At 45.5% G+C, this 13,362-nt stretch carries 14 protein-coding genes and 3 pseudogenes; 11 read left to right on the top strand and 6 right to left on the bottom strand.

Features of this window, described 5'->3' with window-relative positions:
• The first annotated feature begins 240 nt into the window (after positions 1 to 240).
• A complete protein-coding gene (locus R7Z77_RS03345; protein WP_005394645.1) occupies positions 241 to 768 on the top strand; it encodes an SCP2 domain-containing protein in 528 nt (175 codons plus the stop codon).
• The gene (locus R7Z77_RS03340) at positions 752 to 1,255 is read left to right on the top strand and encodes a GNAT family N-acetyltransferase (protein ID WP_005380119.1); all 504 of its coding nucleotides are present in this window, start codon (positions 752 to 754) and stop codon (positions 1,253 to 1,255) included. The genes R7Z77_RS03345 and R7Z77_RS03340 overlap by 17 nt, the downstream gene beginning before the upstream one ends.
• 62 nt (positions 1,256 to 1,317) lie before the next feature.
• Here R7Z77_RS03340 and R7Z77_RS03335 read toward each other — a convergent pair whose 3' ends face one another.
• Positions 1,318 to 1,764: a hypothetical protein gene (locus R7Z77_RS03335; RefSeq protein WP_064376539.1), complete on the bottom strand. Its 447-nt coding sequence runs from the start codon at positions 1,762 to 1,764 to the stop codon at positions 1,318 to 1,320.
• 159 nt (positions 1,765 to 1,923) lie between these two features.
• Between R7Z77_RS03335 and R7Z77_RS03330 the strand changes: the two genes are divergently transcribed.
• The 6 genes and pseudogenes from R7Z77_RS03330 (at position 1,924) to R7Z77_RS03310 (ending at position 5,870) form a co-directional block, all read left to right on the top strand.
• Positions 1,924 to 2,322 (top strand): DNA polymerase III subunit psi, encoded by a 399-nt coding sequence (locus R7Z77_RS03330; protein ID WP_064376540.1) that lies wholly within the window; start codon positions 1,924 to 1,926, stop codon positions 2,320 to 2,322.
• A 12-nt stretch (positions 2,323 to 2,334) separates the two neighbouring features.
• Positions 2,335 to 2,790, top strand: coding sequence for a ribosomal protein S18-alanine N-acetyltransferase (gene rimI / locus R7Z77_RS03325; protein WP_005380122.1), 456 nt, complete (start codon positions 2,335 to 2,337; stop codon positions 2,788 to 2,790).
• 285 nt (positions 2,791 to 3,075) lie between these two features.
• A pseudogene (locus R7Z77_RS28875) lies at positions 3,076 to 3,147 on the top strand (peptide chain release factor 3); the annotation flags it as partial.
• Between the two features lie 784 nt (positions 3,148 to 3,931).
• Complete coding sequence (locus R7Z77_RS03320) at positions 3,932 to 4,252, top strand: helix-turn-helix domain-containing protein (RefSeq protein WP_000122829.1); 321 nt, start codon at positions 3,932 to 3,934, stop codon at positions 4,250 to 4,252.
• Positions 4,245 to 5,459: a type II toxin-antitoxin system HipA family toxin gene (locus tag R7Z77_RS03315; RefSeq protein WP_005394637.1), complete on the top strand. Its 1,215-nt coding sequence runs from the start codon at positions 4,245 to 4,247 to the stop codon at positions 5,457 to 5,459. The genes R7Z77_RS03320 and R7Z77_RS03315 overlap by 8 nt, the downstream gene beginning before the upstream one ends.
• A 216-nt stretch (positions 5,460 to 5,675) precedes the next feature.
• A complete protein-coding gene (locus tag R7Z77_RS03310; RefSeq protein ID WP_005394635.1) occupies positions 5,676 to 5,870 on the top strand; it encodes a helix-turn-helix transcriptional regulator in 195 nt (64 codons plus the stop codon).
• A 16-nt stretch (positions 5,871 to 5,886) separates the two neighbouring features.
• Here R7Z77_RS03310 and R7Z77_RS03305 read toward each other — a convergent pair whose 3' ends face one another.
• From R7Z77_RS03305 to R7Z77_RS03295, 3 genes are read right to left on the bottom strand one after another with little or no spacing between them, the layout of a single operon-like run.
• Positions 5,887 to 7,128 (bottom strand): tyrosine-type recombinase/integrase, encoded by a 1,242-nt coding sequence (locus tag R7Z77_RS03305; RefSeq protein ID WP_031780411.1) that lies wholly within the window; start codon positions 7,126 to 7,128, stop codon positions 5,887 to 5,889.
• A gap of 1 nt (position 7,129) precedes the next feature.
• Positions 7,130 to 7,399: a hypothetical protein gene (locus tag R7Z77_RS03300; protein ID WP_032471961.1), complete on the bottom strand. Its 270-nt coding sequence runs from the start codon at positions 7,397 to 7,399 to the stop codon at positions 7,130 to 7,132.
• Between the two features lie 2 nt (positions 7,400 to 7,401).
• Complete coding sequence (locus R7Z77_RS03295) at positions 7,402 to 8,376, bottom strand: ParM/StbA family protein (protein ID WP_001963822.1); 975 nt, start codon at positions 8,374 to 8,376, stop codon at positions 7,402 to 7,404.
• Positions 8,377 to 8,840: 464 nt separating this feature from the next.
• Between R7Z77_RS03295 and mobI the strand changes: the two genes are divergently transcribed.
• Entirely contained in the window at positions 8,841 to 9,284 is a 444-nt protein-coding gene (gene mobI, locus R7Z77_RS03290) for a conjugative transfer protein MobI(A/C) (protein ID WP_031780410.1), read from the top strand.
• Between the two features lie 10 nt (positions 9,285 to 9,294).
• Here mobI and umuC read toward each other — a convergent pair whose 3' ends face one another.
• Complete coding sequence (umuC, locus tag R7Z77_RS03285; protein ID WP_284143970.1) at positions 9,295 to 10,602, bottom strand: translesion error-prone DNA polymerase V subunit UmuC; 1,308 nt, start codon at positions 10,600 to 10,602, stop codon at positions 9,295 to 9,297.
• Positions 10,571 to 11,020: a translesion error-prone DNA polymerase V autoproteolytic subunit gene (gene umuD, locus R7Z77_RS03280; RefSeq protein WP_005394623.1), complete on the bottom strand. Its 450-nt coding sequence runs from the start codon at positions 11,018 to 11,020 to the stop codon at positions 10,571 to 10,573. Before umuD ends, umuC begins: the two co-directional genes overlap by 32 nt.
• Positions 11,021 to 11,675: 655 nt before the next feature.
• On the opposite strand from umuD, the pseudogene R7Z77_RS03275 reads away from it, so the two are divergent.
• Together R7Z77_RS03275 and R7Z77_RS03270 are read left to right on the top strand one after the other, a co-directional pair.
• Positions 11,676 to 12,311: pseudogene (locus R7Z77_RS03275) on the top strand (exonuclease domain-containing protein); the annotation flags it as partial.
• Positions 12,312 to 12,378: 67 nt separating this feature from the next.
• Positions 12,379 to 13,287, top strand: a pseudogene (locus R7Z77_RS03270) (IS5 family transposase); the annotation flags it as partial.
• Between the last annotated feature and the right edge of the window lie 75 nt (positions 13,288 to 13,362).

Below are 13,362 nucleotides of genomic sequence, written 5' to 3'. Positions count from 1 at the left end.
TTTAGCTGTGCAGTCGACAATCACATGGATACGCTCAGATAACTATAACTTTGAAAATACGGTTGTAAAAGTGTTTATCCACCTGTTCGCATCAATAATACACGTAAGTTCAAAAAAAGAAGCGTTAGTGAGCAATAAACCACCAATCTAAAATAAGCACTTTATTGATACATAACAGTAATCTCATCGCCACGATTGCTTAATATAAGCAACCTAATGACAAAGTAACGGATAATGAACGTGTTAAACAAGATTCGCAGTCAACTAGTAAAGAACGCAGCTAATATTTTGCGTTCTCCAGTCCAGTTATTACCACAGCCAATTCAGCAAAAAGCGTTGCTGGAAGGGCTAAAAATGGTGTTTAAAGAAGCCTTGGAAGATGGTGACTTTGAGTTCCTTGAAGACAAGTGGTTAAAAGTTGCGATTAAAGACTTGAACTTAGCATGGTACATCAGCTATCAAGACGAAAAATTGGTGGTAGCTGAAAAACCAGTTCAGGAAGATGTGAGTTTTAGTGGTAATCTAAACGACCTAGTACTGATTGCTGGTCGTAAAGAAGACCCTGACACACTGTTCTTCCAACGTCGCCTTTCAATTGAAGGTGATACTGAGCTTGGCTTAGAAGTGAAAAACTTAATGGACAGTGTCGACTTAGAGCAGTTACCGAAAGCAATGCAAGTCGCTTTGAATCAATTGGCTGATTTTGTTCAGAAAGGAGTTCAAGCGCCTGCACAACCAACCGGAGTAGCGAATGCTTATTCGAACTGAAGCCCCAGCGGACATTCTTACCATTGACCGCTTATTGAAACACGCCTTCCCGACGGAAGCTGAAGCTGAGCTTGTGATGCGTTTGCGCGAAAACAGCAAATTCACGCTTTCCTTAGTCGCGTGTACAGATGAGGGAGAGGTGATAGGCCATGCTTTATTTAGCCCTGTGACCTTAAATGGTGAAGATTTGTCATGGCAAGGGCTAGCGCCATTAGCTGTTCATGAAGATTACCGTCGCCAAGGCATCGCTGCAGAGTTGATCAAAGAAGGTTTTGATTCACTGCGTGATTTTGGCTACCCAGTGTGTGTGGTGTTGGGCGATCCTGATTATTACGCGCGCCAGGGTTTTCAATCATGCGACGAGATGGGCTTTGAATGTGCTTGGGATGTCCCTAAAGGTGCATTTCGAGTCGCAGAGTTGGTCGAAGGTCAATGTGCTGGACGCTCCGGACGCATAGACTATGCGCCAGAGTTCTCTGAACTGTAAATGAAAGAAGCCCACGACTAAGTGGGCTTCTTTCTTATTCACTGAAAACTGAGATAGGGAGGTTAGGATGACTGGTTACTTTTCTTTTTGCCCCAGACCTCTATTTTCGCTTTTTTACTTACCCCTAGCAGGCTAAGTTTTGTGCTTCCCCAGCTACTGTAAGTCATTTCAATCCGTTTTAGCTTGGCTTCTTTTGTACCTGGAAGGCTCCAGGCACGAGTCGACAATCCGCTTGTTAGTACGCCCATAGAGGAAAGCTTTTTCTCACTACCATCTGTCATGACGACTTTTAAACCATTAATGTCTACCGTTCCTTGCACACATTTTAGTTTTATTTTACTGAAGCTTCGGTTTCGGAATAGGCTATTTGGTGTCACGGTATCTGTTTCTGTATGAAAGTTAACGGTTTTCGTTGCAATCAGCTCCCACTCATCGCTGTTATTAGCAAAAACACTCACGCTGGTGGCGGCTACCAGTGTGCAAAGTAGTAGCGTATTTAAGAATTTCATAATGTACCTCATATGTCATACCCAATGTGTGGCCGTTGGCAAAACGCTATGTTCAGGAATATCCAAACCATCTCATTGTGTTCAGGTGTTCCTTGAAGTCCTTTAGGTATAATCGCGATAATTTGATAGGATTGCCCTCGTTCAAATAGGTGACGGAAAATGTCAATTAACGAGAAACAGTATTTACGTGAAATGGGGATCAGCACATGGGAGCTGGTACACCCTGAAAGACTGGAAGGCTATCAATCGCCATTATTGGATTTGCAAAGTTCATGTAAACTCCTATTGGTATCGCCAATATGTCCAGAAAACGAGACGGCATTGATGTTTGAGCGCGTATTAAAAAGCATTAAGCTCACGCTTGATGATGCGCTACACCTAGAGCCTGAGCGCTTATCCATGCTGGGTGAACATCAGCTAGAGTGGGTGTGGTTTGCAGGCTGTGAGGCTGATCAAAGCATCAAGGCAAAGCACCTGGTCTCGCCACTATTACAAGATATTGATGGTAATAACGAACAGCGCCGCGCATTGTGGCAACAAATCTGTTCGTACTCTTAACGGAGCTAATGCGTGACAATTGAAATTACGCCGATGCGTGCAGAGCACCTCGACCAAGTTTGGCAAATCGAGCAGCAAGCACATTCTCACCCTTGGGCCGAATCTTTGGTTCGTGACTTATCCAGTCGCGGTGCTTGCCATCATGTGATGCTGGAAGGCTCTCAAGTGGTTGGTTACTTCTATGGACAGAATATTGTTGGAGAAGTGACACTATTAAATATTGCAGTAGCGCCTTCTCAACAGGGCAGAGGGCTAGGGCAAAAATTGCTGGACGCGTTTATTGAATACTGTGAACAAGCCAAAGCAGAGAGTGCTTGGTTAGAAGTGCGTGAAAGTAATCACCCAGCTATCCATATTTATGAGCAAGCAGGTTTTAATGAAGTGGACCGTCGTTACAACTATTACCCAGCTAAATCGGGAAATGGTAAGGAAGACGCCATTATCATGAGTTACTTATTTTTGAGTTAGTTTTAGGCCGTTACTAATTACCTCATCAACACTTATGCTTTAAATGCGTATCCGGATTCGAGGCTTTTGAATATGTAATAACAATTTTTTGAATTTTTACATCTCTTTGTGTGGCGCTGGCTTTCCCTTGTTAGTTGCAGGTAAAGGCTGGTGAGCCGAGTAAATTCAGTTCATGTCTTTCCAGTTTGCTAGCACAGCGATAATAAGCGAGAATACCGCACAATATCGAATAGTAGATATGCTTGCCTATTTTGTGAGCATGAAAGTAATTTAGAAGATTAACTAATGTCAAATCCCCTTTTTTTAGGCGAAGTGTCTAAGCGCAGAACGTTCGCTATTATTTCTCACCCTGATGCCACCCAGCCTTTCAACGCTTAAAATCACCTTTCATTGCACACCACAATCACATCTCTACTTACTGAATTTAAAGGTTTTTTGTCTTTTTCTCGTTTCTTTGCTTTTCAATGATGTTCAAGCGTAATCTCGGAAAGTGTGTACAAACTTGAGTACAAATTCCGTTTTAGAGGTCTTTGGCGAAAATTCCATGACACAAACCTGGCTGTAGGCCTTGTCGTTACTGGGTTTGACGTAAAAAGTACTACCGTTAAAAAGAGTCTCTTTTTTTGGTAAATGTTTTCTTCTGTGCCAAATTACAAAATTTAATGAGGGAGTCTATTGTTGGTGTAATTTTTGCTCTAGTGTTTGTTTTTGAAGATGCTTGAAGCGAACCAATACGGTTATTTCTAATTGAGATATCAGACTTACCTTCAAATTTAGTTGCTGTTTACACCATCATTTTGCACTTGTTTTTCGACTTGTGTGTACAAAATTTCCTGTAACTGTGTACAAACTTCCTCTTTGTTGCACTTATCTTCTGGCGATTTGACGCGAGTTCTTCTGTAGCCCTTGCTGTATAAGGTCTGAGCGACAAAAGTACTTAGGGAGTTTGATGCGTCAGTTCGCGATTATCAGCGAGAGTATCGCTCTTTTGTCGATGACAAAAATCTCCTTCTACTTATATAATTATGTATCAGTTCATGGCTTTTGATATGTAATAGCTAATCGAATTTGTGTTATTTGAGTCACTGTGATATGTTTTTGTATATAATTATTCTTAAGTGATGCATTAAGGCGTATCAAAATGAGCTATGTAACAGAGCAGATACTAGAAAGTCTTCGAGAAGCTCGGGTACGAAAGGGGTTTAGCCAGAGAGAGTTAAGTGCTCGTTCGGGGGTGCCTCAAAGCCATATTTCGAAAATCGAGTCTGGCAGTGTTGATTTAAGAATATCCAGTTTGATTGCACTTGCCCGTGTACTAGACCTAGAGCTATTGGTTGCGCCTAAAAAATCTGTACCTGCCATCAAGTCGATCATTCGAAGTGGACAAGGTATTAACGGCATCAGCGACGAGGGTGAGCCAATGTCGCCCGCATATCAGTTAGAGGAAGACGACGATGACTAACCATGTCTCTACGCTCAACGTTTTGCTTTACGGTGAACCCATTGCAACGATCACCAACGTGGGCAATGACAGAACGATTTTTGCCTTTATGGATTCGTACATTAATGACGAATCACGGCCTGTGTTAGGGCTTGGCTTTAAAGATTCGCTAGGTGGCTTGCTGACTAGCTTCAAACCGACCCAAACCAAGTTAACCCCGTTTTTCTCTAACCTTTTGCCAGAAGAAACCATGCGAAATTACCTGGCAGAGCGTGCCGGTGTTAATCCAGCGCGGGAGTTTTTTCTATTGTGGGTACTGGGACAGGATTTGGCAGGCGCAATCACGGTTGTGCCTGCGGATGGTGAAGCTTTACCACCTAGTGTGCATCAAGACATAGAAGATGAAACGAAAACAGATGAGCCAATGCGTTTTTCATTGGCGGGAGTGCAGTTGAAGTTTTCAGCTGTGCAGCAGGCAAATGGCGGTTTGACGATCCCTGCAACCGGTCAAGGTGGTTCTTGGATTGTAAAATTGCCGTCGTCTCGATTTGAAGCTGTGCCAGAAAATGAATATTCGATGATGGAACTGGCTCGAATGTTGGGAATGGACGTGCCAGAAACGCAGCTACTCCCTATTAATCGGATTGCTAATATCCCAAATGGCATTGGCAAATTTGGTGACAGTGCGTTTGTGATTAAGCGTTTTGACCGTGCAGATGGTCAAGCTGTGCACATTGAGGACTTTGCGCAAGTGTTTGGCGTTTATCCTCAAGATAAATACAAAAAAGCTAGCATGCGGAATATTGCTCATGTTATCGGTATTGAAGGGCAAGACGAAGACATTGCAGAATTTACTCGCCGATTGGTGTTCAATACCCTAATTGGCAATGCAGATATGCATTTGAAGAATTGGTCTGTGATCTACAAAGATAAGCGCACAGCGTCTATTGCACCTGCTTATGACTTCGTTTCAACCATTCCCTATATCCCAGATGATAGTGCATCGCTTAAGGTGAGCCGTAGCAAGAAATTCAGTGATTTCACGTTGGATGAGTTATCACACCTCGCGGCTAAAGCCATGTTGCCAGAAAAATTGGTGTTAGATACCGCAAAGCAAACTGTAGCAGGCTTCCATGAGGTATGGGCGAAAGAAAAAACGCATTTACCCCTTACAAAGTCAGTGATTGAAGCCATTGAAAGGCACTTACGAAGCATACCGCTACGCTGAATACCTAGTAGCTAGAGCGTGCATATTGATAAAGATGGTTTAACTTCACACGATTTTACGGCGGTTTCCGCCGTAAACTGGAAATTTTGTAAACTGCGCAATGATACTGGAGTCGTGATAAGGCTGATCTTCTGAACAAATCATGCATCTTTCTGACCATCAACAAGTGATGAATCAGGCGATGATAGCTTTACATTGATTTTCAGGAGAATGCAGATGACAGCAGTAGTGCACAAGGTAACCCCTTTTCTAACATCTTACGAAGTGATGGCTCGTTACCACATTAGCTATACGACGCTCTGGCGAAGAATAAAAGATGGCAGCTTGCCGCAACCTCGTATCAACCGAAATACACGAAACAAGCTGTGGCACATTGAAGATTTGGAGGAGTATGAGAAGAAAGAGGACTGAGCCTCTTTCTTTTATTTTATCGTCCGAAACGCCAGTTGAACGGAAAGCCTGTCGGCTCGATGATGGTCTCTAGCTGTTGATACCAAACGTCGTAAGCATGACGCATTTCATCCAGGTACTGATATTGGTTGTAGATAGCATCCAACCCTTTTTTGCTGTGGCCAATCATCAACTCGGCAACTTCTTGCGTGGTGATGGCAGACATTCGCGTTCGCATCGTTCTGCGAAGATCATGCATAGACCAATGTTCCATCTCAATACCAAGCGACTTGCGAGCCCAGATTTTCACATTGTTAGGAATAGTGGTATCAAAGCCATTTGTGGCAAGTTCTTCTTGTCCGTTCGCGGGAAACAAGTAAGTTGATTTGCTCATCTGCATCGCCAGTTCAATCAGCTCGATAGCTGGTTTAATTAGTGGCCGCATGATCGGCGCTCCAATTTTCTCACCTTGTTTGCGGATCTCTATGGGCACTGTCCACATTTCAGATTGCAAGTCAAAGTGATGCTTTTCAGCTTGAATGAGTTCGCCCTTGCGCCCTCCCAATAAGAGAAGCAGTTTTATGTAGATGCGATTCTTCTCAGTGATTTTTGACTCATGCAAATAGCGCCAAAGTATCCTGATCTCGTTGTCATTTAGCACCCGAGTTCGTTTGCCTTTCTTACCGCCGACCTTTTTTGCAGTGATCCCAGCGGCAGCGTTAATTTCCAAAATCTGTTCATCTATCAGCCAGTCATAAAACTTATGCAGCACAGAAACTAGGCGTTCTGTGTTTGAAGGGGACGACTCCGAAACCTCACGAAGACAGTTACGCAAGGATAATTCATTGATGTCAGTTAATGGGTACTTGCCAAGTCGGGGCAGCAAATATATTTCACTGCTGCGTTTTTGGTAGTGCCACGTTTTCTCCTTTAGCCCTTGCTTACCGGCAGAGTCTATCCAGTCTCGAAAAATCGATTCGAAGCTTTGATTAGCAGAATACTTAGCCCGTTCCTGCTGTAGGTAGAGCTTGGGGTTTCGGCCTTGATCAAGTACTGCCCTTAACCTATCCAGCTCATTCCTGGCTTCAGCAAGCTTCATAAGGGGGTAAGTACCTATGTCTACCCGCTGTTGCTTGCCATCGAACCGATAACGAAACTGAAAAACAATTTTGCCCTTGGGCGATACCCGAGCACTTAGCCCGTCTCGGTCAGCTTTTACTACGGTTTCTTTTGCTTCTTTATTTAACCTGGCATCGAGCCAGCTAACTGATAACGCCATGTTATAAGCCCAGCCCTAGTTTTGATTTTAATGATTGTTTACGTGATTCTGCTTTAGGTTCTGGCGCTGTACTCATAGAAGTAACTTCACCATCTGGTGCAAGGCCATCCACCGGTACAGATGTCGTGGATAGATTGGGTTGGCTCATGTGAATTAACCCAAAGGTGGCCAGCATCCGCAGACGCTCAGCGCGTTCCCGTGGCGGCGTCTTTTCTAATTCTTTGAGCAGTTCAGGGTGGCTCCCTGGGGGAATGTTGACGACAACTCTCATAATCATGCCCCATAAAACCAGAAGCCTCGGACGTTCGCCAAAACAGATTGTTCCGGCACGATGATCTTGCTTCGTGAAAAAATCTCCTTGGCCGCTTCCTTATAAGCCATGGCTCCACCTCCGGCGATCAATACCAAGTCCGCATTAATGCTTTCGTCACGCATGGATTGGCGCATGGCTGTAAGAGCAACAGGCGCTACCTTTTTCATGGCAGCATTCAGATAAGGTGAAATATCGACTTTTTCTCCAAATAGCAGCACCTGCAAGTCGCCGGTTCTCATGGCTTTTTCAAGTCGATCCATACCCACTTTGGCACCATGATCTTCAGAAATCAGCTTATCAATGGTTTCCAGTAGCACGGACATTGCCTGAAGACTGGTTCCTGATGAGCTGTAGCGAATTTCTCCGGCCTCAAGGGCAACCCAGTCAACAGAAAAAAAGCCGGGATCTATGACGACGACGCGACCTTCTTCAATCAAGCCCAAATCACCACCTGTTTGAACCAGATCCATATAGGCACCGGCAGGCTGCGGCAGCACTTTGACGTCATGAACGGTGATGCTGCGCTTAGGCGTCACTTGATGGACACCTTTTAAACGCTGTACAAGGTCAGACTTACGTTGTGGTTCATGAAACTGGGAAACCGGTAATCCAGTGACAACCAAATCGATGGACTCAGTTTCAGCCATTAACAAGGCGGCATGAAAAAGCGCCTTATAGGTTTTTGTGGTGGGATATTCCGGGTGAAGCTCTCGTTCCCAGCCTTGAAGGCGTCCAGCAGGCACACCAGCGGCCCAACGCTCATTATCGACTGACACATACAAACAAGTTTCATCATCGCCTCCACCGATACGCTCTGGCATACGATCCGCAGGACCGGCACCCGCAGGCAGAATAATGGTTTTCGGTTCACTGCCTGATTGGCCAATTGCCAGCTTCAGGTTTGAGTAACCGATATCTACGCCTAATACAAACATACTTATCTCCTGTGCACGCAAAGTGCTCTAACGGTTTTCAATCAACCGCACTGGCCACGCTTGGGCATTTCCAAGTGCTCTGGCGGTTCACTCAAATGTCATTATCAGGATTCGGTGCACTGGCGGTGGGCAGAAAGGTGACAAATCCTTTCATCTATCTGCCTATTGCATTTTCGCAAAAGTATGAGAATAGGCTCTGTTTGGCGGCGGATGACCTAGTCAAAAAAATCGAGACGCCAAACGTCGTTTGCATTCTGGCCTGAACTCGCCAAACGGTTTGTATCTTCATGACGATACGTCTTTTTAGGCGTTTTTAAGTGAAATCGGGCTGTATCCCTTGTCAGGTATGGGATTGCGTGAGTTGATTTATATCGAGACGCCAAACAGGGATTGTTACGGTAGTTTTACGTTTGGCGTTTCGATCCAAAAGCCAAACGGATAGTGGTTTTGGCTTTTGGGGTTAATTGGATGGGGAAATTGGTTTGGTAAAAATCGTCAATGAACAATGGAAAGCAGAGGTATCAGATTTACTTCAGCAAGAAACGGACAGGCTAAAAGCGCTGGCACGAGCTGAAGTTGATGACTTTTGGGTTACCCATTACAAGGTTCGAGAGAATGCGCCCTTTAAAGACTGGGGTCTGCTTGGTGTCCGTATCAGAGACTTTAAGTATGGCTTTGGCATAGAGTGGTACATCAACAGTTTTTACGGTCAACGAGGCAAGCGCGTGATCTTTAGCAAGGGACTGCGTATTTCAAAGACGAAGCTGAGATACTCATTTTTGGACTGCCAAGGTCTAGCCAAAGAATGGGAGTTAGCGCTGGCCATGGAGAAAGAAGAATTCTTCAGTGATATTCGACGCCAAGTTGATAAGCTCAACATGCTGCGTCGCAGAGTGAATGCCTATTGAGTTAACTGCGCTACTTCACTCGCGGCAACTGGTCCCAACGTGTTGTGTAGGCGGGAGACAAATGCTCTCGCTTCATCGACCAATCTTGCTTCGTACCTTGTCCAGCAAAGAAAACCTTTCCGGCACCACTTTGGTTAATGGTGTCCAATACAGACATTAACTGTTGGCTATTAGAGCGGGTCGATACGTCATCGAATAGTCCTGGTTGAAACATGCCTGGATCGTAAAAGTCAGACAGCATGACGCCCGCTTTGGCATAACGAAAACCATCCTTCCAAATTCGCTTGAGTAAGTGATTGGCCAGCTCGATAAAATCCCGCGTATCGCAACTGGGGATCAACAACTCGCCCGATGCGGAATTGCTGTACTGCGGCTCGTTGTCCTTAAAGGGGCTGGTTCGTATGAACACGGTCATCACTTTGGCTTGCTGCTGTTCTTTGCGAAGCTTCTCAGTGGCGCGGGTTGCGTATTCACATATGGCTTCACGTAACAATTCAAATTGCGTTACTTTTACGCCAAATGAACGGCTACAGACGATTTGCTTCTTAGTTGGCGGGATCTCTTCAAGTTCAATGCACGACTCACCATTGAGCTCTCTGACGGTTCTTTCTAAAACCACTGAAAACTGGTCTCTGATGGCTCTAGGAGAGGCATTGGCTAGGTCTAGGGCTGTGGTGATACCCAAAGCATTTAAACGCTTAGAAAGCCGTCTACCAACGCCCCAAACATCATCAACTGGGACTAATGCGAGTAATCGACGTTGCCGATCTGGATTGGTCAGGTCTACAACGCCCTGAGTGGCGGGATACTTTTTGGCGGCATGGTTTGCCAGTTTGGCGAGTGTTTTAGTCGGTGCAATGCCGACACAGACGGTGATCCCAATCCAGTGGCCTATGCGCTCCCGCACTTGTTGTCCGAACTCGACAAGGGATATGGCAGACTCAATACCGGTTAAATCCAAAAACGCTTCGTCAATGGAGTAAACCTCTACTCTTGGTGCCATCTCCTCCAAAGTGCGCATCACTCGACTGCTTAAATCTGCATATAGCGCATAGTTGGACGAGAATGCCAAAATACCATGGCGCTGCATTTCAGCTTTGATCTGAAAGACGGGTACACCCATTTTAATACCTAGTGACTTGGCTTCACGTGAGCGAGCTACCACGCAGCCGTCGTTGTTGGACAGCACCACAACCGGCGTATCTTTTAAATCAGGACGAAACAGCTTCTCACAACTGGCGTAAAAATTGTTGCAGTCCACCACGGCAAATACAGGCATGGGATCGTCACGACTTGCGGCGCATGTTTCGCACCACATTGGTGACCACACCAAATATCTCTAACTCTGTCCCTTCAGGAATATGAATGGGCTCATACGCCCGGTTTCTTGGGATCAGCATGACGCACGGCCTTAGTTGAAGTTCCTTTACCGTGAGTTCACCATGGATACCAGCGATGACAATGTCACCGTGTTCTGCTTGGACAGAGCGATCAACCACCAGAATATCATCTGGGTGAATCCCGGCATCAATCATAGAATCACCTTCAACACGCACAAAGAACGTTGCAGCCGGTCGTTTGATGCAAAGCTCGTTAAGGTCGAGCGTTTGCTCAACATAATCCTGCGCTGGTGAGGGAAAACCAGCAGAAACACGTTCCATGAACAATGGAATACGAAGGCGCTTGGCTTTGATGAAGGCAAGTGCGCCGCTACGGCCTATCAGCGAGACACTCATGACGAACCTCGAAAAAAATAGAATTGATACTGTTTGTTCATACAGTATCTAATACTATGCTGATTTCTACAAGTAAAATTGTAGGTAAAACTGTAGTTGTTCGAGTAAGACGTTGTTTCGTGGGTGATTTCTTTTTTGTGTTGAAAAGCTTGATGTGGGGGATCGCTCGCCCTCGTCAAAGCCGCAAGGCTTGGACAATACTGCTTCTGCCTACTGTTCTTGTTTCTGTTAATGATCCTGTTACTGCTACTGGTTAACGCATGGGTTAGGTAACCGTCAAACAAGGCTTGTTGAACCCTTCGCAAAGGGTTTCAAAACAGTTAGTAAAATTCTGCTTCGTATTGAATTTACTGGCTTAAAGCGAAGTCAGGAGAATCATTAAAATGCTCAGTCGAACTCGGTTCAAGCCTTTTGCAACCGTTTGAAAAGGGGTTGGCTAAGCCATACGTAAAGGGTATCGGTAAGGGTTGCCTAAACGGTTTAGCTAAGACTTTCTGAAAGGCTTAGCCAAAGCCTTCATACATGGGTTCACCCAGTAGAAAGATTAAAAAAACGCTGAGGTATCCAAGGTGCATTTTGTACAAACGCGTTTATAAACGAACAGGGCACAGTGAAATAACCCAAAGCGAACAACAGAATTGAAGAGGAACCATCAATGACAAGAGCCCCTGCACCATTTCCGCTAGAGCGCCTCGCGGATATCCCAGAAAGACCAGAAGATTTTAGATTGCTGGAGCGCATTCCATTAACGCGTAAACCGCAGTCCTGGCCACTTGAACTTTCTGCTGTGGTCGGTGATGAACAGCCAATGGTGGTTCTCTACTATTTGGTTAAGGTGCTTTACAGCCCCTCTGCTAAGCGGATTGTGTCGATTGTTGATGTGATCAGTTTGTATGAAGATCCCGGCAAGCCAATCCCTGAGCTGATTACCGAGTTAACCGGTATCACCGATGACATGGTGCAACGCCAGCGCATTGATGATGCACTGGTTGCGAGTTGGTTATCCGATGATCCGCTGGTGGTCGCGCACAATGCACAGTTTGATCGTCCTTTCTTTGAAAAGCGGTTTGTCACATTAGGCCATCTATCTTGGGCCTGTTCAGCCAGTGGCATAGATTGGAAAGCATTGGGTTTTGAAAGTCGAAAGCTTGAGTACCTGCTGCTTCGCTTAGGTTGGTTTTATGAAGGACACCGAGCTGCAACCGATTGTTTGGCGATGGCTTGGTTGTTCCATTTGTTGCCCGAGTCCGTTGCAAACTTGTTGTCTGAAGCAGACAGGCGAACTGTGTTAGGGAAGGTGCGAATAAGTCCCTAATGTGAGATCATAGTGGTACAGTCCATCACAACGACCAACACCCATGAGCCAACAATTCACCTTTGCCGATAGTGAGTTTTCCAGCAAGCGCCGCCAAACACGTAAAGAGATTTTTTTATCCCGGATGGACAACCTGTTGCCGTGGTCTCAACTGCTCGAAGTGATTGAACCCTTTTACCCAAAAGCCGGCAACGGCCGCCGCCCGTATCCACTTGAGACAATGTTCCGCATTCATTGTATGCAGCAATGGTACAGTCTTGGTGACGAAGCGACCGAAGATGCGTTATACGAAATTGCTTCAATGCGTCAGTTTGCACGATTATCACTGGATAAAGCGCTCCCAGACTGCACCATCATCATGAACTTCCGGCATTTACTCGAAAAACACCAACTGGCACGCAAGCTGTTCAAAACAGTCAATCAATGGCTGTCTGACTGCAGCGTGATGATGACACAGGGCACCTTGGTGGATGCCACGATTATCGAAGCCCCAAGTTCCACCAAGAACAAAGACAAACAACGTGACCCAGATATGCATCAGACCAAGAAAGGCAATGAATGGCACTTCGGCATGAAAGCCCATATTGGCGTTGATGCCAACAGCGGTCTCACCCATACGCTAGTCACTACTGCCGCCAACGAACATGGCCTAAACCCATTGAATAAGTTGCTGCACGGTGAAGAGGAATTCGTTTCCGGCGATGCCGGTTATCAGGGCGCACAGAAACGGGAAGAGCTGGAAGACGCTGATGTGGAATGGTTAATCGCCGAGCGCCCCAGCAAAATTCGCGCATTGAAAAAGCATCCCCGTAAGAACAAAACTGTCATCAGGATTGAATACCTGAAAGCCAGTATCCGTGCAAAAGTGGAACACCCATTTCGCATCATCAAGTGCCAGTTCGGGTTCATCAAAACGCGTTATAAGGGACTGATGAAAAATGACTCACAGTTATACCCGTGATCATTGAAGGTGCTTGATTTTTCCTTAAAGCAGGATCATGCTACGAACCATGAAAATTACACTGAC

The sequence above is a fragment of the Vibrio sp. 1401 genome (assembly GCF_033340295.1).
Note: the sequence above shows the minus strand (reverse complement) of the source record. Positions and strands in the feature narration are given on the sequence as shown.

Coding starts and splice junctions, on each gene's coding strand:
- umuD (WP_005394623.1), bottom strand. CDS start 11,020: ATGAGTGTCTCGCTGATAGGCCGTAGCGGCGCACTTGCCTTCATCAAA.
- R7Z77_RS03315 (WP_005394637.1), top strand. CDS start 4,245: ATGACTAACCATGTCTCTACGCTCAACGTTTTGCTTTACGGTGAACCC.
- R7Z77_RS03295 (WP_001963822.1), bottom strand. CDS start 8,376: ATGTTTGTATTAGGCGTAGATATCGGTTACTCAAACCTGAAGCTGGCA.
- R7Z77_RS03330 (WP_064376540.1), top strand. CDS start 1,924: ATGTCAATTAACGAGAAACAGTATTTACGTGAAATGGGGATCAGCACA.
- R7Z77_RS03305 (WP_031780411.1), bottom strand. CDS start 7,128: ATGGCGTTATCAGTTAGCTGGCTCGATGCCAGGTTAAATAAAGAAGCA.
- R7Z77_RS03335 (WP_064376539.1), bottom strand. CDS start 1,764: ATGAAATTCTTAAATACGCTACTACTTTGCACACTGGTAGCCGCCACC.
- R7Z77_RS03320 (WP_000122829.1), top strand. CDS start 3,932: ATGAGCTATGTAACAGAGCAGATACTAGAAAGTCTTCGAGAAGCTCGG.
- R7Z77_RS03340 (WP_005380119.1), top strand. CDS start 752: ATGCTTATTCGAACTGAAGCCCCAGCGGACATTCTTACCATTGACCGC.
- R7Z77_RS03300 (WP_032471961.1), bottom strand. CDS start 7,399: ATGAGAGTTGTCGTCAACATTCCCCCAGGGAGCCACCCTGAACTGCTC.
- R7Z77_RS03310 (WP_005394635.1), top strand. CDS start 5,676: ATGACAGCAGTAGTGCACAAGGTAACCCCTTTTCTAACATCTTACGAA.
- umuC (WP_284143970.1), bottom strand. CDS start 10,602: ATGTGGTGCGAAACATGCGCCGCAAGTCGTGACGATCCCATGCCTGTA.